A 20,873-nucleotide genomic window follows, 5' to 3' on the forward strand; every position below is an offset into this window, starting at 1 on the left:
ACCGGCACGGTGTGTGGACCGGGCTCGTGTGGGGCGGGATTGTGAGAGGGAGTCGTGCGCGTGGGATCGGCTGACCTGAGGACGCTGGGCCGTGAGGCGTACGTCTACCTCTATCCGCTGGTCATGATGGAAGTGACCCGCGAGCAAGCTGCCGCGCCACGGCCCGGGGTGAAGCCCGGCTACGGCCCGGCGAACCAGTTCCACCATTTGCGCGCCTTCCCCGCGGCGGACTTCCGGGCAGTGGTGCGGCCGAACTTCGACACGCTGTACTCGAACGCCTGGCTGGACCTGACCGCGGGGCCGGTGCTGCTGCACGTGACCGCCACCGCGGACCGCTACTTCATGCTGCCGCTGATGGACATGTGGACCGACGTGTTCGCCACCATCGGAACGCGCACCACCGGCAACGGCGACCAGGACTTCCTCGTCGTCGGCCCCGGGCATCCGGGTGACCGGCCCGCCGCCGTGCCGAGCACGGCGAGGCTGCTGCGCGCGCCGACCCCGCACGTGTGGATCATCGGGCGGACCCAGACCAACGGCCCGGCCGACTACGACGCGGTCCACTCGGTTCAGGACGGCTACGCCCTGACCGAGCTCGTGCCGGTCGAGCACGCGCCGGACCCGACCGTCGACGTCGCCACCGACGCGCTGCGCATCGTCAACGGCCTCAGCGCACCGGACTTCTTCACCAGGGCAGCCCGCGCGCTGGCCGTCAATCCGCCGCATGCCGCGGACTTCTCGATCCTCGCGCGCATAGCCCGCCTGGGGCTCGTGCCCGGCCGAGCCTTCGACCCGGGCCGACTCGACGCCGCGCAGCTGGCTGAGATCCAGGACGGAGTCGACGCGGCCCGTTCCGCGATCATGGGATCGCTCACCGGCTTCGGCACGCCCGCCAACGGATGGCGCACCTCGACCGACACCATGGGCACCTACGGCAACAACTACTTCAAGCGGGCGGCCGTGGCCGCCGGCGGGCTGGGGGCCAACCCTCCCGAGGACGCGATCTACCCGATCCTGGCCCTGGACGCCGACGGCGAACCGCTCACCGGCGAGTGCGACTACGTCCTGCGCTTCGACGCCGGGCAGCTGCCTCCGGCCGAGGCCTTCTGGTCGGTCACCATGTACGACGCCGAGGGCTTCCAGGCCGCCAACGAACTCAACCGCTTCGCCCTCGGCGACCGCGACCCGCTGACCTACGACTCGGACGGCTCACTCGAGATCTACCTCTCCCACACCAACCCCGGCCCGCGGCGCCAGGCCAACTGGCTCCCCGCCCCGCTCGGGCCGCTGGGCGTGACCATGCGTCTGTACTCGCCCCGGCCCGAAGCCCTCGACGGACGCTGGAACCCCCCGCCGGTCCGCAAAGCCCGACCCTGACCGCACGCGCGGCGAGATGGTGCCGCAGCCACTCCCCCGGGGCCCGGAAGTAGCGGCACGACGAGACGCCGACCACCTGCGGCAGCGGACGGAAACTCCGGGTGAGAGGTTGCCAGGCGTCGCCGTGGTCTCATGAGTTTGTAAGAACCATGCGAAACCTTAGGGTGCTGATCGGGCTGTTGCCGCTCCCGGGGACGGTAGCGACGATGATCGGGCCGACCTCGACGTACCCGAATGCGAGCAACGGTGCCCGCGCGAATCAGGCCGGCGGAGCGGAGTATGCGTGTCCGTCAAGAATGCATCCGAACCGGAATACCCTCAGGGCAGCGGAGTGCGGCGGCGCTCGCTGCTGATCGGCGGGGCCACCGCGGCGATGACGGCCTCCACGCTGGTGAACGCGGTGACGGCGCGGGCGAGTTCGGCAGCTTCGGCACAGGGGGCGGGCGTCCTGAAGGCGGGGGCAGGCAAGGCCGCGATCGCCATCCCGTCCTCATTGCTGCCGCTGGACGGCTTCACCGCCGTGCACGACGACCTGTACGTGCGGGTTCTGCTTTTGGAGTCGGGATCGCAGCGGGCCGCGATGGTCGTGCTGGACCTGACCTCCATCAGCGAAGAGGCGATCACCGATATCCGCACCGCGGTCACCGCGGCCACGGGAATCACCGCGCAGGACATCGTCGTGACGGTGACGCACACCTTCTCCGCCCCCCACGTGCAGTCCGCCAGCGCTTCGACGCAGGAGGCCACCTGGATCGGGAACATCACGGCGGCCGCCGCCAGCGCGGTCGCGGACGCGGCGAAGACGCTGCGGCCGGCCCGCGTCGGCTACGGCACCGGTACGGCGGACGTGAACGTCAACCGCAACGTGCTGACCGCCGAGGGATGGTGGCTGGGCACCGGCGAGGCGGGCCCCTCGGACAAGAGCGTGGGCGTGGCGCGCTTCGACGACCAGGACGGCAACCCGATCGCCATCCTCATCAACTACAACGTGCAGTCCTCCGTCATGATGGACTCGGTCATGGCGAACGGGGATCTGCCGATCAGCGCCGACCTCGCCGGGGCCGCGGTGGCGCACGTGGAGGCGCAGTACAGCAACGACGTCGTCGGGTTCTTCCTGGTCGGGGCCTGTGGAGACCAGCAGCCGGCCTTCAAGTCGTACCGGTACACGATCGACAAGGACAAGAACTGGTCGATGGTCGACGCGAAGGACGCCGGCTGGCTGCTGCTCACCGTGCAGGGCGAGCGGCTGGGCACCGAGGTGGTGCGGGTGAGCGAGACCATCACGCCGTCTGACGACTCGACACTGCGCTTGGTCACCGACACCGTCACCGTCACCACCGTGGCCACGGCCCAGGGCCAGAACGCCGCGCCCACCACCACGCACACGTTCACGCCGAACGGGACCGCCCAGGCCCCGGCATGGGTTCTGCGGATCGGCGACGGCGTGCTCGCGGGCGCGGAACCGGAACTGTCCACGGAAACCGCACTGGCAATCAAGAAGAGCTCGCCGTTCGAGCACACCTTCGTGATGTCGATGCTCGAGGGCGGGGCGAAGAACATGGCCGACAAGTGGAACTACGAGCACATCACCTACGAGGCGCTGGATTCCTCGTACGCCGAGGGTGCGGCCGAGAAGCTCGCCTCGCGTCTCGGCCGGGACATCGAGTCCGTCCGCAAGTAAGCCGATTCCCTACCCACGAGGAGTCCGCAATGGTAAACAGGCGTACCTTCATCGCCGGATCCGTGGCGGCCGGGGCCGCGGGCGTCATCGGCCTGCCGACCACCAGCCAGGCCGCACAGACCGGGGCCGGGCCGACGGGCACCGGAGCGCCGCAAGTCCAGAGCGTCACCGCCATCACGAAGGTCTACGGCGAGGGCCAGAAGCTCATCGCGGTGGCCGTCGAGTACGACAGCGACATCGCCGACTCATCCTTGTCGACCTCGACCTTCGCGGTCACCGGGCGCACCGTCACGAACATCTACGCCGCCCGTACCGCGGCTCTCGCCCCGCGAGGCGAGAACGGCCGGTACGTCATCGTCGAACTCTCCCCCGAGGACGCCGCGGCGCTGCTCTGGGTGCCGGTCGACAGCGGAGGCGGCGGGATCGGCTCGGGCGGCCCGACGGTCGGCGATACCACGCCGGGACACGCCATCCTGGCGGCCAGTGCCAGTTTGACCCAGACCGGGCCTCTCGCCACGACCCACGGCCAGAGCTCCCCCGCGAACACCACGACGCTGACCACCGACGCCGTGATCAATCTGATCGTCGACGACTTCCGGCAGTTCGCCTTCGCCGACCCCGCGACCGGGCAGACGCTGAACTACAACCTGTTCACGCCGAAGAACTACGACCCGCGGCGGCGCTACCCGCTGGTGCTGTTCATGCACGACGCGGGCGTGATCAACGTCGCCACGATCGGGCCGCTGGTGCAAGGGCTCGGTGCCGTGTGCTGGGCCGGCGCGGAGGACCAGGCGCGGCACGAGTGCTTCGTGCTGGCGCCCGAGTACGGCGCGATCGTGATCGACGACAACTACGAGCCATCAACGCTCTTCGACGCCACGGTCAACCTCGTCCGGTCGATCACCGAGCGGTACAGCGTGGACCGCGACCGGCTCTACGCCACCGGCCAGTCGATGGGGGCGATGATGGCGCTGGGCATGAACATCGAACACCCCGACCTGTTCGCGGCCTCGTTCATCGTCGCCGGCCAGTGGCCCTCCGGCCAGGCCGCGCCGCTGGCCGGGGAGAAGCTCTGGATCCTGGTATCGCAGGACGACACCAAGGCCTACCCGGGTGAGAACGCCATCGTCGAGGTCATCCAGGACGCCGGCACCCCGGTGAGCACCGGAACCTGGGATGCCACGTCCACCGCCGCGCAGTTCGCCGCGGATGTGCGCAGCATGCAGGCCCGGCACACCCCGGTGAACTACGCCACCTTCGCGCCCGGCACGGTCGGCACCGCCACCGGCGGCGGAAACGCGCACACGGGCACCTGGCAGATCGCCTACGAGATCCCCGGGATCCGCGACTGGATCATGCGCCAGTCCCGATAGCCGATCGGGACGGCCTGCCCGTTCCGTTTCGCCGGCCGGGCCCGGTCGCGCGAGTTCTCATGCCAGAGCCGCCGCCCGGGCCCGGTGGAGTATCCGGATCAGCGGAAGATGCCGGTGTGGCCGAGTGAGTAGCGGCCGGGCTGCGGGTAGACGCACAGTCCGTGCGGTCCCTGGCCCACCGGGATGCGGGCGATCAGGTGGCCGTCGGTGGTGGAGATGGCGTAGACCTCGGCGTTGTAGCGCCCCGAGAGCCACAGCACCTTGCCGTCCGCGGAGATCCCGCCCATGTCCGGGCTCCCGCCGCCGGGAATGCGCCACTTCACGCGGACGGCGTTCGTGGCGAAGTCCAGGACGCTGATCGAGCCCTCGCCGCGGTTGCTGATGTACAGGTCCTTTGAATCGCGGCTGACGTACAGGCCGTGCGCCCCGGCCCCGGTGGGGATGAACCCGGTGACCTTGAACCGGTCGCCGTCGAGCGTCCACACTCCGTTGGCGGTCATGTCCGCGACGTACCAGACGCTGCCGTCCGGGGAGATCTTCACGTCCTGCGGCATCGCGCCGTGGCCCAGATCCACCACCCCGAGCAGGGTGCGCTTGGCGGTGTCGACCTTCAGCAGCTGGCCGCTGAACTCGCACGAGGCGATGAAGTAGCTGCCGTCCGGGGAGAAGTCGACGTGGTTGACGCCCGCGCACGGCACATCGAGCGTGTCCTGGACCGCCATGGTGTGCGGGTCCCGGAAGACGATCTGCCGGTCGGCCTCGGCCATCACCATCGCGGAGCGGCCGTCCGGGGTGAAGTAGAGGTTGTACGGGTCGTGCACCGCCACCGGCGTGCCGAACCGGCCGGTGGCCGGGTCGATCGGGGTCAGCGAGTTGCCCTGGTCGTTGTTCACCCACAGCATCTTCAGGTCCCAGCCGGGCACGACGTGCTGCGGCTGCTCGCCCACCTCGACGGTGCGCACGACCTTGTAGGTGGCCGGGTCGATCACGCTGACGGTGTTCGACTCGGTGTTCGGGACGTACACGAAGCTCGGGTCGTTCTTCACCACCGGCGACAGCTCGTTCGGCCGGTCCGCGGCGTACAGGTCCTTCGGGTCGTACTCCGGCATGCCGGACAACGCACCGACCCGCATCCGAACACCGCCCGCACCCGCATCGGCGCCCGCACCCTGCGACGGTTTCGCCGCGGCGGCGGAGGCGGTCGGACGCGGCGCACCGCCGGCGCAGGAGGCGCACGCCACGGCCAGGGCCGCGACCGCGCCGGCACCGAGAAGGGATCGACGACGTGTGCTGGTCTTCACCGCGCGGCTCCGATCTGCGTTCGAGGGCGCCACCACCGGACGGTCCGGCCGGCGACACCACTCGCGGCGAGAGATTCGCCGAATGGATTGCACAGGGCACGCCGTTCCGCCGCCGACCGCCGACAGCCCGGCAGGGCAGCGAGCGCCCCCGGCCGAGACGGGGGAAATCCGGGCAGATCGCGCATGTCCACAGGCCGAGCCTAGGCGACGGCGAGCCGGCCCGGCCGCGCCTCCCATCCGACCGGGTGAGCCTCTCACCCGTACGCAGCAAGTCGGACCGTTCACGTCGATTGCACTACGCAAGGATGGAAGGCCGAGCCTCGGCCGCACCGGCGCAGGCGGCGAACACAGGAATCGTCCGCGCGGGGCTCGCCGCGCGGCACCGCACAAGTCGTAGGCATGACGACGCCGGCCCGGGCCCACCGGGGGCCCGGGCCGGCTGTTCGCGCTCCTGCTATATGACGGCGGTGTAACCCGTGGGCGCGCCCGCGCGGGAGGCCGTGGCAGGACGGCTGGTGCGGGGGCGGCGGTTGCGGCCGCGTCCGGCGGAATCGTTGCGGCGGGGACGCTCCGCCACCGGGTCGGCCACCACCACTGCCGTGCCTGTCGGTACCCGGGCACCGGTGATGCGCGCGAGTTCCTCGTCCGTGGAGTGCACGGAGACCGAATTGGGGGCAAGTGCGGCGGCAGACATCATCCGGCTCATCTCACGGCGCTGGCCGGGCAAGACCAGGGTGACGACCGTACCGGACTCGCCGGCCCTGGCGGTGCGCCCGCCGCGGTGCAGGTAGTCCTTGTGGTCGGCCGGCGGGTCGATGTTGACGACCAGGTCCAGCCCGTCGATGTGGATCCCGCGGGCCGCGACATTGGTCGCGATCAGCGCCGTCACCTGGCCCTGACGGAACTGCTCCAGGGTGCGCGTGCGCTGCGGCTGCGACTTGCCGCCGTGCAGCGCGGCCGCCTTCACGCCGTTCGCAAGCAGGTCGCGCACCAGCCGGTCGGCGCCGTGCTTGGTCTCGGTGAACATGATCACTCCGCCCTGGCGGGAGGCGATGTGCGCGATGACGTCGTTCTTATCGTGGTTCTGCACGTGCAGCAGGTGGTGCTCCATCGTGCTGACGGTCGCGGCCGTGGGGTCCACCGAGTGCACCACCGGGTCGTTGAGGAACTGCCGTACCAGCTGGTCGACGTTGCGGTCCAACGTGGCGGAGAAGAGCATCGTCTGCCCGCCGTCGGCGACCTGCTTGAGCAGCGCGGTGACCTGCGGGAGGAAGCCCATGTCGGCCATCTGGTCGGCCTCGTCGATCACGGTCACGGCCACGGCGTCCAACCGGCACTCGCCGCGCTGGATCAGGTCTCTGAGCCGGCCGGGCGTGGCGATGACGACCTCCGCGCCGCGGCCGAGCGCCATCGCCTGACGGCCGATCGACATCCCGCCCACCACCGTCGCCAGCCGCAGCTGCACCGCCTGGGCGTACGGCGTGAGCGCCTCGGTGACCTGCTGCGCGAGCTCCCGGGTGGGAACGAGCACCAGCGCCAGCGGCCGGCGCGGCTGCGCGCGCCGGCCCGCGGTGCGCCCCAGCAGCGCGAGGCCGAACGCGAGAGTCTTGCCGGAGCCGGTGCGGCCGCGGCCGAGCACGTCCCGGCCGGCCAGGGTGTTCGGCAGCGTCGCAGCCTGGATCGGGAAGGGCGAGGTCACGCCCTGCCGGGTCAGCATCGCCAGCAGGGCCTTAGGCATGTCCAGTTCGGCGAACGACTCCGCCGCCGGCAGGGCGGGGGCCACGGTGACCGGCAGAGCGAACTCGGTCCGCCCCGCAGACCCCTGACGGGCGCTCGCCCCGGACGTGCGCTGACCGCCGCCGGAACGCGAGCCGTAGGCCGAACCGCCCGAGCGGGCACCGCGGCCGGCGCCGGAGCGCGCACCCGCGGCGGAACGGTCGTTGGGATGCTGATATGACGAACGACTGGAGCGATTCATGCGATGAGCCTTCCTGGGGGGCGGCACGTCACGAGGAAGGCTCCGCGGCCACAGGGCGGCGCGAAGCTCGCACGAACGAGCCAGAAGTGGGTGAAGGAGCCGGTACGGACGAAATCCGCCCGGCGGCACGGCATCTTGCGGTCGGTGCTCGTCGGTGGCCATCGGTGCCAATCGGAGCTCACCGGTGCTTACCGTGAGGGCGGCGGCAATCCCTGACCGTGGGCTTGATGCCTGACCGTGGGCGTGATGCCTGACCGTGGGCGTGATGGGGGAAGCGGCCGCCTGACGCAATGGGCGAAATAGGCGCGACGGAGGCTATGGACACTGTGGTGCGATTACGCAATGCTCTGCGGTCATACCGCAACGTTCTGCGTATCGCGCGGCGCGGGTCCGCCGGCGGCGCGACACGAGACTTTTCGGCGTACATGCCGAGGGGCCCGCACCGTGCGTTGACGCGGTGCGGGCCCCTCCTGCGTGGCAGGTGCCTGCGGCAGGTGAAATTAGAGCGGACGAATGTTCTCGGCCTGCGGGCCCTTCTGGCCCTGCGCGACGTCGAACTCGACCTTCTGGCCCTCGAGCAGCTCACGGAAGCCGTTGGCGTTGATGTTCGAGTAGTGGGCGAAGACGTCCGGGCCGCCGCCGTCCTGCTCGATGAAGCCGAAGCCCTTTTCCGCGTTGAACCACTTCACAGTGCCACTTGTCATAAAAAAATCTCCTTCAGGGGCTGACCGGCACCCGCCATGCGCGGGGCCGCGTCGCCGCGATGATGACCCACCCGGAGAGGACCGGGAAACAAAAATGCGCCTGCATCACAACCTGCAGGCGCACACAAAAGTTCATGGGAACCACAACTGCAACTGCGTTGAGCATAGCAGGTCTCCGGCCGTTTGGGCGAAGCACGCGCGCGCTGCACGCAATTCCGCTGCTCCAGCGGCTGCGGAATCCGCGGCGGGACGGGGGCCTGCCCCGGCGGTAGACCACACATCGCGCCTCAGTGGAGTAGTATGGACGGTACCGGCAGTCACCATTCGCAAGGCGCCTCTCCGGTGCCCGTGCGCCGGTCGATCGGCAACCGCGCCTGAGGGGCCCGGATCGGCGGACCGCCTCCATCTCGAAGCTCCCGGCTTATCAAAGAGCCGATATCAAGCGGCTTTTTCACAGTCGCTCGTCCCCGGCGGTCCTCCGCGCATCCCGGCCCGCCGCCAACAAGAAACCGCCGCCACCCCGTAACTCATCTCGCCGCACCAGCGAGGCAGGTGGCAGCAGGGCCACGCATCCCGGAGCCCTCGATCCCGGCGAACTCGGCCGCGGCGCAGCGCAAACGGATGCGCGGCGACCCAACTTGTCAGGGCACCCGCAGAAGCGGATCCGGCACATGGCCACACATATACGTAAACGAAGAGGATGATGACTTTGACTGAACAGCTTCGCTGCACGCCGAGTACCGACTCGGACCGACGCGCCGTGCTACGGGTGCGCGGGGAGGTCGACATCGCCACCGCCGATCAATTCCGCGAGGCGGCGCTCGCCCTCGTGCGGCAGGGGAACCAGGCGGTGTTCGACGTCGAAGGCGCGATGCTCCTCGACGCCAGCGGCCTACGCGTGCTGGGCGCCGTCGCCCGCGAGGCACGGCGGCTCGGACATCCGGTTCCCGTGCTGCGCGGAGTCCGGCCCCTGCTCGCCAAGTCGTTGAAGGCCACTGGTCTGCTCGACTCCTTCATCCAGGAGCCTGCCGCTCCCACCGCCCGCGTCCGCGCCTCGGGACGCGGCCACCGCATCGCACCGCGCGGCGTCCGCGCCACCGCCCCGGCGGCCTGATCGGAAGAGATCAGCGGCGCGCCGAAGCTCGGTGCACCGCTGATCGCACGTACTGGAACGAGCCGCTGATCGCACGTACTGACGAGCCGGTGATCGCACGTACTGGGACGAGCCGGCCTGATGCCGAACCCCGGGCTATCCGTCGACGTCGCTGCCCGTGCGGGTAGTCGCCCCTGGCGTCGGCGTCGGCGTCGGCGTCGGCGTCGGCGTCATGGGAAGCGGCGGCTGACCTTCGACCGCCGTCAGGTCCTCGACGAGCGCGATCGTCCACCGCTTGACGTGCACGGGGTCACGCCAGTCGCCGGAGCGCTTCTTGGCCATGGCGGCTGCGGGGAATCCGGCGGCGTCCGGTGCCAGGCGGCCGCCGAAGGTCACCTGCCCGCGGGCTCCGATCCGGGCCGCGGCTCGCGCCACCTGCCGCACCGGGGGCTTCTCGCCGGCCAGTGCCGAATCGTCCAGCGGCCCGCTGGCCACCAGCCAGACCGGGAGCCGCCGCAGCTCGTCCGCGTGACGACGGACGAGGCGCCGCGCGTCGCGGTGCCAGCTGCCCGCATAGAGCGAACCGGCGATGATGACCGCGTCGAGATCGTCGAGCCCGCGCACCTGACGCGCCGGCCTGACGAGCGCGTGATGTCCCAGAGTGGTCAGTTCCCTGCCGATCATCTCGGCCAACCCGGCCGTGCCGCCGCGCTTCGAACCGTAAGCCACCAGAATGCGCATGATTGCCTCCGCTCCCACTCCAGGCCGGTCTGCTACCTCCATCGACGCGCGCAGGCCGCCATGGCACCAGGGGCGAACGTCCCCTCACGAAGAGCAGGCCTACGCCCTGCCGCGACCAGGACCTTCCTCCCCACCGGCGTGCTCCAGGGCAGCGCGGCTCGGCCGGACGTATCAGGGCTGTATATGAGGACCGCCAGCTCCCTGTCTGTTCCGCGGGTCAGGGTGTCCGCCCGTCCGGGCCGAGACCCAGGAACGGATCGCGCAGAACGCCGGTGCCGACGCTGCCGCGCAGCACCGGGCGCCCCTCGTTCACCGACAGGAAGCTGTAGCCGCCGTCCCGGCTCACGGCCAGGTGCAGCGACTCGTCCCGCTCGGTGAAATACGACATCACGTAGGTCGGCATCGGTCAGGCGTCCTGCCCGCTAGCGCCCACGGCGTCGTCCGACGTGCCGCGCGACGAGGCGAGCAGCCGGTCGAGGATGGCGTCGACATCGGCCGGGGCCGCCGTCGTTCGGCCGAGCCGTGACCGCGCGCGAGCGGGAGGCCCCCCAGCCCGAACCGGGCGCTAGCGAGAGCGACGCAGGCGGCGAACCGCCGCCTGCGACGTGGTTCGGCAGCCCCGCATCAGGTGGTGCCGGGACCGGATTCGTCGTCGACGATCTCCGCGTCCTCGACGTTGTCGTGTGCCGTGCCGGCTTCAGTGCCGGCTTCAGTACCGGCTTCAGTGCCGGCGCCGTCGGCCGCGCTGCCGGGGCCGCCGGCTGCCTGGGCTTGGGCGTACATGGCGGTGCCGAGCTTCTGGCTGGTGGTCGCGAGCTTCTCGGTGGCGTCCTTGATGGCCTCGATGTCGGTGCCGCCGAGCGCGGCCTTCGCGTCCGTCAGCGCCGTCTCGACCTCGGACTTGATGTCGCCGGGGACCTTGTCGTCGTTGTCCCGCAGGAACTTCTCGGTCTGGTAGACCAGCGCCTCGGCCTGGTTGCGGGTATCCGCGTCCTCACGGCGGCGGTGGTCCTCCTCCGCGTACTGCTCGGCCTCGCGCTGCATCCGGTCGATCTCGTCCTTCGAGAGCGCCGAGCCGCCGGTGATGACCATGGACTGGACCTTCTGGGTGCCCAGGTCCTTCGCCGTGACGTGCACGATGCCGTTGGCGTCGATGTCGAAGGTGACCTCGATCTGCGGGACGCCGCGCGGGGCCGGCGGCAGGCCGGTCAGCTCGAACATGCCCAGGCGCTTGTTGTACGCCGCGATCTCGCGCTCGCCCTGGTAGACCTGGATCTGCACGGAGGGCTGGTTGTCCTCGGCGGTCGTGAAGATCTCCGAGCGCTTGGTCGGGATCGTCGTGTTCCGCTCGATCAGCTTGGTCATGATGCCGCCCTTGGTCTCGATGCCGAGGGACAGCGGGGTGACGTCGAGCAGCAGGACGTCCTTGACCTCGCCCTTGAGCACGCCCGCCTGCAGCGAGGCGCCGACCGCGACGACCTCGTCCGGGTTCACGCCCTTGTTCGGCTCCTTGCCGCCGGTCAGCTCGCGGACCAGGTCCACCACGGCCGGCATGCGGGTCGAACCGCCGACGAGCACCACGTGGTCGATCGCGTCGACGCTGACCGCCGCGTCCCGCAGCACAGCCTCGAACGGCTTGCGGCACCGTTCGAGCAGGTCCACCGTCAACCGCTGGAACTCGGTCCGGGTCAGCTTCTCGTCGAGGTGCAGCGGGCCCTCGTCGGAAGCGGTGATGTACGGCAGGTTGATACTCGTCTCGGAGGCCGAGGACAGTTCCATCTTCGCGCGCTCGGAGGCCTCGCGCAGGCGCTGGACCGCCATCGGGTCCCGCATCAGGTCGATGCCGTGCTCCCCCTTGAAGCGCTCCGCGAGCTGTTCGAGGACGCGCTGGTCCCAATCGTCGCCGCCGAGATGGTTGTCCCCGCTGGTGGCCTTCACCTCGACGATGCCGTCGCCCACCTCGAGCAGCGAGACGTCGAAGGTGCCGCCGCCGAGGTCGAAGACCAGGATGGTCTGCTCCCGGCCGCCCTTGTCGAGCCCGTAGGCCAGCGCGGCGGCCGTCGGTTCGTTAATGATGCGCAGCACGTTGAGGCCGGCGATCTGCCCGGCCTCCTTGGTGGCCTGCCGCTGAGCGTCCTCGAAGTACGCCGGGACCGTGATCACCGCCTCGGTCACCGGCGTTCCCAGATACGCCTCCGCGTCCCGCTTGAGCTTGCCCAGCACGCGCGCGCTGATCTCCTGCGGGGTGTAGCGCTTGCCGTCGATCTCCTTGACCCAGTCCGAGCCCATCTCCCGCTTGATCGAGCGGATGGTCCGCTGCAGGTTCGTGATCGCCTGGTTCTTGGCCGGCTGGCCCACGATCAGCTCCCCGCCGCGGCTGAACGCCACCACCGAGGGCGTGGTGCGAGAACCCTCCGCGTTCGCGATCACCGTCGGCTCCCCGCCCTCCAGCACGGCCACCACCGAGTTCGTGGTGCCGAGATCGATCCCCACAGCGCGGCTCATCGCCAATCCTCCTCACCCGGCGACCACAGGGTGCGGGCAGAGATCCGGGCACGCCGTGATGCGCCTTCGATCCTCATCGGCACGGTTTGTTCGGTTCGCCGCCCCCGCAGGCGCCGCGGCGGGCCCTACCGGGGCGGAGTGATCTCCGGGCGGGCTTCCAGAACCGTCTTGACGGTCGCTTCGACCTGTGCCCACGTACGCTCCAGCGAGTCCTGGACCGCTTTGAACTCGTTATGCGCATCGAGCAACTGCGCTGCGGCCGCGGGATCGCGGGCGACATGCATCTGCCGGTCGAAACCCGGCAGCATCGACTCCGCCTCCTGCGCCAGCCTTGCCATCTCGAGGAACGTGCGCGCGATCACACCGGCCTCGGCGAGGCCGCCACCTGAAGAACCGCTCATACGTCCACGCTACGCGAATCGTGCGATAAGAGACATACCGGTGCGGCACGCGGGTGACAGCGACAAACGCACGATCGCGACGTTCGCGCGGAGCAGCGCGAGAGGTCACCCGAAAGGACCGGGCATGGTCGCGGTGGCCGCCGTGCGGACACAGAGTGGGGGAAAGGCCGGGCACCCCACTCAAGGAGCGCAGGATGACGACCAGACCCGCGGCGCAGCCTGGAGAAAGCGTGCCCGAGCCGGGCGAGCCGAGAGACGAGGTGGAGGGCGAGCCGACAGGGTCGACGACCCGCGTCGCAGCGATCGCGGTGGTCTTCGTACTACTGCTCTCCTTGGGCGTACGGGCGTTCGTCTACCTGAACAGGTCCCGCTCAGGACGCGACGAGGACACATCGCACTCCGCGCCGTGCTCCCGGATCCGGATCGCGGCCGCACCGCACTCCACCGTGCACGTCGTCTCGGCGCCCTGCGTCGGTCACTCCGAGGTGCGTAGTCCGACGCGCCTGGCCACGAAGACCACCTCAGGACGTCAAGCCCCGCTGCCGCGCACCACCACTACGCACCTGGCCCGGCCGCGCCGGGACTCTGCTCGGCGCTCGTGATCAGCCCGTAGTGGCCGTCGTATCGGTGGTACAGAACGCTGCCTCGTCGGGTTTCGGAGTCGACGAAGAACACGAAGGGCCACCCCGTGGCCTCGAGACGGTTTTCGGCGTCGGGCAGGCTCAGGTTCGGCGCCGCCACCGGGCTGACGGTCAGCGGCACCGCGAGCGGTCCCGGTTCCGGCGTGGCCCCGGGCGTGGTCCGAGCCAGCCGGTAGCCGGTCGGCCCGGCGCGGTAGATCACGCAGTCCGCGCCGGTCGCCTCATCGGTGAACAGGTGGAAGTCGTAGTCCATCGACTCCATCTCGAACGCCGCCTCGTCCGCCGATTCCACCCGCTGCGCGAACGACTTGCGGCGGATGATCTGCCGATCCTCCACCGACCTCGGATAGTGGTCCGGGCGGTGGGTCGGTTCGCTGCCGTGGCGCCACTCCCGCGGCGCCGGCTTGGGCATACCGCCGCGACGTGCCTCCCAGTGCTCGTTGACGCGCGCGAGGCGCACCCGCAGCCGGTCGACGAGCAGGTCCACCGCCTCGCGCATGGTGCTCGCGGCGATCTGCGCACGCACCGCGCGGCCGGCCACGTCGAGATTCCCCTGCGCGATCGACCCTCGGCGCACGGCCGGGTTGCGCAACTCGGTGAGTTTCACCCGCGCGAACGCGATCGGCTCACGGACGTAGTGGGCGAGCGCGGCGACCTTCCTGCGGGCGTAGGCGGCGTCATCCGCCGAGACCGACCCGTGCAGTACGGTCTGGACGGGCGCCGCGTCGGTGCTCCGCTCGTCGGCGGTGCGGATGCGGTGTCGGGAAGTCGTGTTCATAGCCAGTCCTAGCGGCGCGTCCGATCTGGACCCGAGGTTCTCCCCCGCCCCGCGGCTGCAGTACCTCGCTCGAGGGCGGATTCCGTCTGGTCTCCAGCGTGGAACGATCAGCCGATCAAGGAAAGGGACCTTCGCCCCGACTTCCGGGCTGCCGCACCACCGGGGTGGGGCGGCAGCCGTGTCACGCACTTCGCGCATGGTTCGCGCGAAGGTGTTCGGGATTGACCACTACCAGGCTGTGTCGACGAGCCAGCTGGTGTCGTTGGGCCAGAGGGAGCTGGCATCCCAGGCGTTGGAACCGCCGTCGCTCGCGATGTAGGCGGTGTAGTTGTAGTGCCGCAGGTACTTGCTCGGGTAGGCCAGGGCTTCGAACGAGACACCGGTACCGCTGTTGCCGGGCTGTGGGCAGAACGTCGCGTCCGAGGCGAACAGGGATGTGCCGTCGTTCGGCTGCAGGTAGATCTCGAATCCGGAGTGTCGCAGGTACTGGCCGGAGTCGTTGGCGGATTCGAAGGATATGCACGAGGTGTCGGCAAGGCCGGTGGTCACGATCCAGTCGGCGTCCGCCTTGGTGGTCGCCGAACTGCTGGAGGAGACTGCGGCGATGACCACCTTGGTGTCGCTGTCGTCGTGCTTGAGGTAGTCGCCGGTGCAGCACGCCGTCGTGGCCTGCAGCGAGACGGTCGAGCCGACCGCCGGGCCGACCGAGGCCGGAGAAGCGTATCCGGCGGCGACGATGTTGGCCTGGACGGCGGCGTCGGTCGCATTCGACGGGTAGCCGGAGGTCATGACGCCCTCGTAGAAGGTGCCCGCGGAGCTCTTGCTGTTGTCACCGCCGATGCCCAGGATGATGGCGCCCTCCTTGTGCATCGGGTTGTAGCCCGACGGGCGCGCCCCGCTGTAGAACGTGGACAGGGAGCCGGACTGGGCATTGCCGCCTTCGATGGCCCACTGGTTCGCGGTGCCCTTGACCATCGCGGTGGTGTACCGGTAGTTGATCGTGGGATCGCCGCTGTTGTATCCCGCGTTCACGCCGCTGAACAGACCGTTCTCCAAGTCGGCCATGATCCACGGGCCGGTGCCGGCGCCGTAGCCCCAGTCCTTCTCGTTGCCGAAGTTGATCGCTTCCATGTGACCGGCGCCGGTGTCGGTGTTGCTGGTCTCCGCGTTGCCGTAGTCGAAGCAGCAGCCTGAATCGAAGTGGGTGCCGTCGAAGATCGCGTATTCGCCCTCGGCGCTGTCGCCGGTCGCGATGCCGCTGGTGCTGTCGTCGCGGTAGCCGGTGCCGGGGGCGATGTACACCCCGTACGCCTCCTGGCCGTTGAGCGTGGTGCGCGCGGCGGTGGCGACCGCGAGGTTGTCCGGGCCGCCGGCCGCTCCACCCGCGGGCGCCTGGGTCAGGTTGTTGCCGTGCCCGGACTGATCGTAGATGACGGTGATGTAGCAGGTGGTCTGCGCGCAGAAGGAATCCTGCGCGGCGGCGTCGGCCACCCCGCCCGCAGCGAGCGGGCTGATGGTCAAGGTAGTGCTGTCCGAGACGCGCTCCACCTGGTACAGCGGGCCATCGTAAGCCGCGTATAGCGCCCGAGTGGTGGAGTGCGCCGCCACGCACGGCGTGCCGCCGGCGGCGTAGATGTCGCAGGGGCCCTGAGCCGCGGCTTGGGAAACGCCGCCGGCGAGAAGCACGCCGCCGAGCGCGAGCGTGACGCTCGCCCCCGAGCTCAGCAACGTCCTTCGACGAGTCCGAGATGATGCCCGATCAGTCAAGGTGAACTCCTTTGTTCATCAATGGGCCGAGAGCCACGCCGGCGCGGGGTGGCCGGGATCTCCTGCGCACCACCGACCGCCACTTTCGCCATTCTCCGGATATGAACATCAGACAGCAGACGTGCAGAGCCGGAGACGATGATGATCGAATGTTAGCGCTAACATTTCGACGGGCAGTCAGTGGAGGATCGGATAGTGGGCGTGGTGTGTTCGCGCGGATGGAGCGTATCCGCGCCGGGAAGTCGCGTCAAGGTCTCAGAGATCTGCTGTGAGCGTTAACAGCAATGGGGGCGATTCGGCACATCGGAGGCTTCGCCCTCGGGGTGGCGGAATCCGATGCCCCGCTTTGGGCGAGGCCGAATGAGCAGGTCAGTCGGGCCGGTAGATGGCGACCCAGGCGATGTAGATGTCGGCGGTGTCCGCGCTGTGGGTGACGCGGTCCGGGACGGTCTCGCTCTGCAGCACCCAGTGCATCGGGGTGTCCGGGATGCGCGCGTCAGCCTTGCCGGTCACCGTGCCGTCGAGGATGAAGGTGCAGCCGGTCGCGGTCCATTCGACGATGCTGGTGTGCCAGCCTGACGAGATCGGGACGGCGGTGTCGAACTCGTTCTGGTCGTTGTCGGCCGTGGCGCCCCGGCGGTGCATGAACGCGGTGATGTCGCCGTTGAGCTGGCCTTCCGGGAAGTCGATCTCGCCGTCGCCGGGGAATTTCTCGCTGTCGGGCCACAGCAGCCAGGCGAGCTTGAAGCTGGCGGTGGGGGCCTTGACCATCCAGCGGACGGCATAGCGGCCGTAGGTCTGGCCACCTTCGGGGCCGGCCGGGGCGGGGATCTTCGGAACGGGCGCGGCGACCATGGTCCGCCCGTTCGAGGTGAACATGTGGATGTGCATCTCGCCGTTCGCGATGCTCATCGTCTCGGAGGGCATGTAGGTGCCCTGGCCGCTGGTGTCCTTCCAGCCGTCCGGGTAGGCCCACCATTTCGCGGCGACCGTCGCGGGCAGCCCGGTGCACGTGCGGGTGGCGCCGTTGTCGCAGCCGGAGAAGCCGCCGACCGGCACGTCGGTCGGGAAGTCGTCGGCGAAGATCTGGTGCCAGCCGGGGATGTCCCCCGGCGGCATCGGCACGGCGGCCGCGCTCGCGGTGCGCGCACCGGCGGGTACGGCGACGGAGCCCGACGAGGTGTTCGGGGCCGCCGCGCCGGTTGCCGTGCGGGTGGCGGTGCTCGGCTGAGTGCGGCCGGTGCCGGTGGCCGCTGCTGCGCCGCTTCCTCCGCAGCCTGCGAGGGTGCCGGCGAAGGTGAGGACGGCGCCGGCCGCTGCGGCGGCGGCGATCGGGCGGGCGCGCGGCCGTCTGATTCTCCGACGGCGCGCTCCCCTGGCCCAGTCGGCGGACGACCGCATTGTCACTCCTCGTGTTCGTATGCCTACGATACGCCGAACACGTCGCTGATGGGAGCGGCTCCGGCGCTTTCGGCGGCGGGCGGCAGGCGGTAGAAGCCCTCGATGGTGCGCAGCAGGCTGTAGTGGGTGATCTGCTCGTCGTAGGTGCCGGGGCGGACGTGGGCGCCGACGATGATCGTGGGGATCTGGTTGGCGCTGGAGTTGTCGTCCTCGTCCCAGGTGACGACGAGTTCGCTGTCGTGAGTCTTCGCCCACTGCGCGTAGCCGTTGATGTTGGCCTTGAGCCAGGCGTCGCCTTGGGCGATGGTGCCGTCGTGCATGTCGTTGTTGAGGTTCGGCACGACGAACGCGACGGTGGGCAGTTTCGCGTAGTCGCTGGGGAACGCGGCGAAGGTGCGGTTGTCGGCGCTGGGGACGTTGGTGAAGTTGACCCACGGGTTGTGCTTGCGGGCGTACTCCCCCGCCGAGCAGCCGGTGTAGCCGTCGCTGGGCATGGATTCGGAGTAGCCGGTGAAGGTGAGTCCGGCAGCGGCGAGTTCCGAGGCGAGATTGGGGCCGGTGTAGGTGTGCGGGCAGCTGTCGTCATCGAGGCCTGTGGTGGAGCCGGAGAACAGGGCGAGGTAGTTGGGCTCGCTCGGGTGGGTCACGGCGTAGGAGCGGCTGAAGGAGGCGCCTTGGGCTGCGAGAGCGTTGATGTAGGGGGCGTCGGGGTTGCCGATGATGTCGGAGTAGGAGTGGTTCTCCATCATGACCACGACGACGTGGCCGGGGCGCGGGAGCGCCACGTCGGCGACGGTGGTTCGGGCGGTGGTTCGGGCGGTGGCCGCCGGCGTGCCGGTGCCCGGTGTGCCTGCGGCTTGGGTGGTCGAGGTGCAGGAGGCAGTGGCCAGGGCGAGGCCCGCGGCGAGGGCGGCGGCCTCGATGACGCGGGATGCGGTCGGCGTTCTCATGGTGCTCTTCCGGGGTCAGCGGTGTCGGGCGGCGGGCGCGCGTGGCGGGACGTGCAGGAGGCCGGGTTTGCCGGGCCGTTCCGCGCGCGCGGTGGTCTTGAGGGGGCGGCGTGGGACGGGCCAGAGTGCGGCGACGCTGGTGATGGCGGCAAGCACGATGGTGGTGCGGGTGAGTGTGTAGGTGTGGGTGATGAAGAAGGCTTCGCTGACGAGGGCGCCGACGGCGAGGCTGAGGGTGACGGCCAGGACGCCGGCTTCGAGGCGGTCCATGGGCCGGCCTCGGCGGGTGAGGGCGGCGTTGCCGAGTCGGACGAGGGCGGCGCCGGGACAGACGAGCATGAAGGCGACGGCGATCAGGGCGCGCAGGGGTGAGCCTTCGGGCAGGGCGGTGGCGGCGAGGGCGATCCAGCCGGAGGCGGCGAGGGTGAGGCGCTGCGGGGTCATGAGGGGATGCCTTCCGGTCTCGGCGGGGTCTGCGGCTCGGGCTGCTCGGTGAGAGTGACGACGATGGCGTCGGCGTCGCGGTAGACGACGGTGAATTCGGGCGAGGTGGTGACGTTCTCGAACTGGTCGAGGGTGGCCTGCGGGAGCAGGCCGGCGGTCTGGATCTCGGCGATCTGGGAGCGGGTGAGGATGAAGTAGGCGGGGCTGCCGTGGACGGTGAGCTCGTCCCTGAGGGCGTCGAGGGGGTGGCGTTCGACGAGGACGCGTTGCGGGCCGGAGATCTGGTCGAGCCAGGAGATCTGCTCGTAGTACTCGTAGTAGAGGTTGCCGCCGGGGTAGTCGCCGGTCGCGGCGACGATGATCGAGCCGTGCGGGGCGGTGCTGTACGTGTAGTCGATGGCGGTGATCTCCCCTGGCGGGAAGTAGTTCTCGGATTCCTTGCCGTAGTAGGGGACGGCGAACGCGGCGAGCAGCAGGAGCAGGAACGCCGGGAAGACCAGGGCGTGGACGCGGGCGGTCCAGGGCCTGGCGGAGCTCGGGAGCAGGAGTCTGCGGTTGAGGTAGACGGCTCCCGGGAGTGCGAAGAGGTAGACGCGGAAGATGACTTCGCCGCCGTAGTTGTTGGCGGCGAGCATCGGCAGGGGTGCGAGGGTGAGCATCCAGGCGCTGCTGCGGCGCAGGTTCTTGTGGATGAGGACGGCCGCGATGGCGAGCAGGGCGACGGCGAGGGCAGCGGCGGTGTCGACGTACGCGATGACCTGCTGCTGGTTGCTGGCGGTGGCGGCCGCGCCGAGGGGCGCGGTGGCGTTGGAGTCGAGGTTGCCGAAGGACCCGACGATGGAGCTGAGGTTGTTGCGGATGTAGGGCGCGGCGACGGTGCCGTCCCAGGCGAGGGTGAGGGCGACGGCGGCGGCGAGGGTCCAGAGCAGGACGGGGTTTCGATAGCGGGTGACGGCGAGCACGGCGAGCGCCAGGACCAGCATGAGCGGGGTGAGCTGGTGGGATGAGTCGATGGCCGCGACGAGGGGGGCCAGGAGCAGGATCCAGACGGCGTTGCCGGCGCGGGGTGCTCGCGGCTGGTCGGGGGTGAGGTCGCGGTGGGCGGCGGCGCGGTTGAGGACGACCCCGATGATGGCGAGGAAGAGGGTGAGGGCGAAGGCCTGGGGGGCGAAGTAGTCCTGTCCGGTCCAGGCGCAGCTGTAGAAGAGCCAGATGGTGCCCCACAGGACGCGGCGGTCGCGGGTCATGGTGCGCAGGATGAGCACGAGCGGCGCGATCATCAGGAGGTTGTTGATCGGTGGTCCCCAGGCGGCGTAGCCGAGTGCGGATCTGAGGCCGGCGAGGCGGACGATCTGGGCGTTGAGGGTGAAGAAGCCGGGCCATTGGTTGTAGGCGCTGAGCTGGCTGTTGCTGGGGTCGGTGGCGTTGTGGCGCAGCAGGTAGTCGATGACGGCGATGTGCTTCCAGGCCCAGGCGTAGCGCAGGGTGCCGTAGAGGAGTGTGGGGGTGGCGTGGAGCATCGCGATGAGGGCGATGACGTGGGCGAGGAGCCAGGAGGTGCGGATGCCGGGTTGGGCGAGGGCGGCGGCGAAGCCGAGGGTGAGCAGGACGAGGGCTATCCAGAACAGGGCGGGGAGGATGGCGAGCAGGCCGTAGGCGCCCATGGCGTGCAGGTCGACGCGGGTGAGGGCGGCGAGCCAGAGGATGAGGGCGGCGGGCCCGGCGGCGTAGGCGGGGA

18 protein-coding genes are annotated in these 20,873 nt (G+C 69.8%); 5 read left to right on the plus strand and 13 right to left on the minus strand.

Translation table 11 applies throughout. The features are described 5' to 3' along the window. Positions 1 to 54: 54 nt before the first annotated feature. The 3 genes from KDK95_RS20980 (at position 55) to KDK95_RS20990 (ending at position 4,431) form a co-directional block, all read left to right on the plus strand. A complete protein-coding gene (locus KDK95_RS20980; protein WP_372463360.1) occupies positions 55 to 1,377 on the plus strand; it encodes a DUF1254 domain-containing protein in 1,323 nt (440 codons plus the stop codon). Positions 1,378 to 1,660: 283 nt separating this feature from the next. Next, positions 1,661 to 3,058 (plus strand): hypothetical protein, encoded by a 1,398-nt coding sequence (locus tag KDK95_RS20985; protein ID WP_212519934.1) that lies wholly within the window; start codon positions 1,661 to 1,663, stop codon positions 3,056 to 3,058. A gap of 29 nt (positions 3,059 to 3,087) precedes the next feature. Next, the gene (locus KDK95_RS20990; protein WP_212519935.1) at positions 3,088 to 4,431 is read left to right on the plus strand and encodes an alpha/beta hydrolase-fold protein; all 1,344 of its coding nucleotides are present in this window, start codon (positions 3,088 to 3,090) and stop codon (positions 4,429 to 4,431) included. Positions 4,432 to 4,529: 98 nt separating this feature from the next. On the opposite strand, the gene KDK95_RS20995 is transcribed toward KDK95_RS20990, so the two are convergent. The 3 genes from KDK95_RS20995 to KDK95_RS21005 all read right to left on the minus strand — a co-directional run bounded on the left by KDK95_RS20995 (position 4,530) and on the right by KDK95_RS21005 (position 8,414). Further along, entirely contained in the window at positions 4,530 to 5,732 is a 1,203-nt protein-coding gene (locus KDK95_RS20995) for a YVTN family beta-propeller repeat protein (RefSeq protein ID WP_372463361.1), read from the minus strand. Positions 5,733 to 6,186: 454 nt separating this feature from the next. Beyond that, positions 6,187 to 7,710 (minus strand): DEAD/DEAH box helicase, encoded by a 1,524-nt coding sequence (locus KDK95_RS21000; protein WP_212519937.1) that lies wholly within the window; start codon positions 7,708 to 7,710, stop codon positions 6,187 to 6,189. A 500-nt stretch (positions 7,711 to 8,210) separates the two neighbouring features. Then, positions 8,211 to 8,414: a cold-shock protein gene (locus KDK95_RS21005; protein ID WP_212519938.1), complete on the minus strand. Its 204-nt coding sequence runs from the start codon at positions 8,412 to 8,414 to the stop codon at positions 8,211 to 8,213. Positions 8,415 to 9,123: 709 nt separating this feature from the next. On the opposite strand from KDK95_RS21005, the gene KDK95_RS21010 reads away from it, so the two are divergent. Then, positions 9,124 to 9,528, plus strand: a complete 405-nt coding sequence (locus KDK95_RS21010; RefSeq protein WP_212519939.1) for an STAS domain-containing protein — start codon at positions 9,124 to 9,126, stop codon at positions 9,526 to 9,528. A gap of 135 nt (positions 9,529 to 9,663) precedes the next feature. Here the strand turns inward: KDK95_RS21010 and KDK95_RS21015 are convergent, their stop codons facing one another. The 4 genes from KDK95_RS21015 to KDK95_RS21030 all read right to left on the minus strand — a co-directional run bounded on the left by KDK95_RS21015 (position 9,664) and on the right by KDK95_RS21030 (position 13,154). Continuing rightward, positions 9,664 to 10,248, minus strand: a complete 585-nt coding sequence (locus KDK95_RS21015) for a flavodoxin domain-containing protein (RefSeq protein WP_212519940.1) — start codon at positions 10,246 to 10,248, stop codon at positions 9,664 to 9,666. A 217-nt stretch (positions 10,249 to 10,465) separates the two neighbouring features. After that, complete coding sequence (locus KDK95_RS21020; RefSeq protein WP_212519941.1) at positions 10,466 to 10,651, minus strand: hypothetical protein; 186 nt, start codon at positions 10,649 to 10,651, stop codon at positions 10,466 to 10,468. Positions 10,652 to 10,872: 221 nt separating this feature from the next. Then, a complete protein-coding gene (dnaK, locus tag KDK95_RS21025) occupies positions 10,873 to 12,753 on the minus strand; it encodes a molecular chaperone DnaK (protein WP_212519942.1) in 1,881 nt (626 codons plus the stop codon). 125 nt (positions 12,754 to 12,878) lie between these two features. After that, positions 12,879 to 13,154, minus strand: a complete 276-nt coding sequence (locus tag KDK95_RS21030) for a hypothetical protein (RefSeq protein ID WP_212519943.1) — start codon at positions 13,152 to 13,154, stop codon at positions 12,879 to 12,881. A 194-nt stretch (positions 13,155 to 13,348) separates the two neighbouring features. On the opposite strand from KDK95_RS21030, the gene KDK95_RS21035 reads away from it, so the two are divergent. Continuing rightward, positions 13,349 to 13,756 (plus strand): hypothetical protein, encoded by a 408-nt coding sequence (locus KDK95_RS21035; RefSeq protein WP_212519944.1) that lies wholly within the window; start codon positions 13,349 to 13,351, stop codon positions 13,754 to 13,756. Here KDK95_RS21035 and KDK95_RS21040 read toward each other — a convergent pair. The 6 genes from KDK95_RS21040 to KDK95_RS21065 form a co-directional block, all read right to left on the minus strand. Then, complete coding sequence (locus KDK95_RS21040) at positions 13,710 to 14,573, minus strand: ribosome hibernation promotion factor (protein WP_212519945.1); 864 nt, start codon at positions 14,571 to 14,573, stop codon at positions 13,710 to 13,712. The genes KDK95_RS21035 and KDK95_RS21040 overlap by 47 nt on opposite strands. Before the next feature lie 228 nt (positions 14,574 to 14,801). Next, complete coding sequence (locus tag KDK95_RS37055; RefSeq protein WP_282971522.1) at positions 14,802 to 16,301, minus strand: alpha-L-arabinofuranosidase B; 1,500 nt, start codon at positions 16,299 to 16,301, stop codon at positions 14,802 to 14,804. A 408-nt stretch (positions 16,302 to 16,709) separates the two neighbouring features. After that, entirely contained in the window at positions 16,710 to 17,741 is a 1,032-nt protein-coding gene (locus tag KDK95_RS21050; RefSeq protein ID WP_212519947.1) for a glycoside hydrolase family 16 protein, read from the minus strand. Between the two features lie 23 nt (positions 17,742 to 17,764). Beyond that, complete coding sequence (locus tag KDK95_RS21055) at positions 17,765 to 18,691, minus strand: alkaline phosphatase family protein (protein ID WP_212519948.1); 927 nt, start codon at positions 18,689 to 18,691, stop codon at positions 17,765 to 17,767. Between the two features lie 15 nt (positions 18,692 to 18,706). Then, a complete protein-coding gene (locus KDK95_RS21060) occupies positions 18,707 to 19,135 on the minus strand; it encodes a hypothetical protein (RefSeq protein WP_212519949.1) in 429 nt (142 codons plus the stop codon). After that, positions 19,132 to 20,873 (minus strand): hypothetical protein (locus tag KDK95_RS21065; protein WP_212519950.1); only part of this gene is annotated, 1,742 nt, incomplete at its 5' end. The genes KDK95_RS21060 and KDK95_RS21065, both read right to left, overlap by 4 nt.

The organism is Actinospica acidithermotolerans (genome assembly GCF_018139625.1).
Classification (GTDB): Bacteria; Actinomycetota; Actinomycetes; order Streptomycetales; family Catenulisporaceae; genus Actinospica; species Actinospica acidithermotolerans.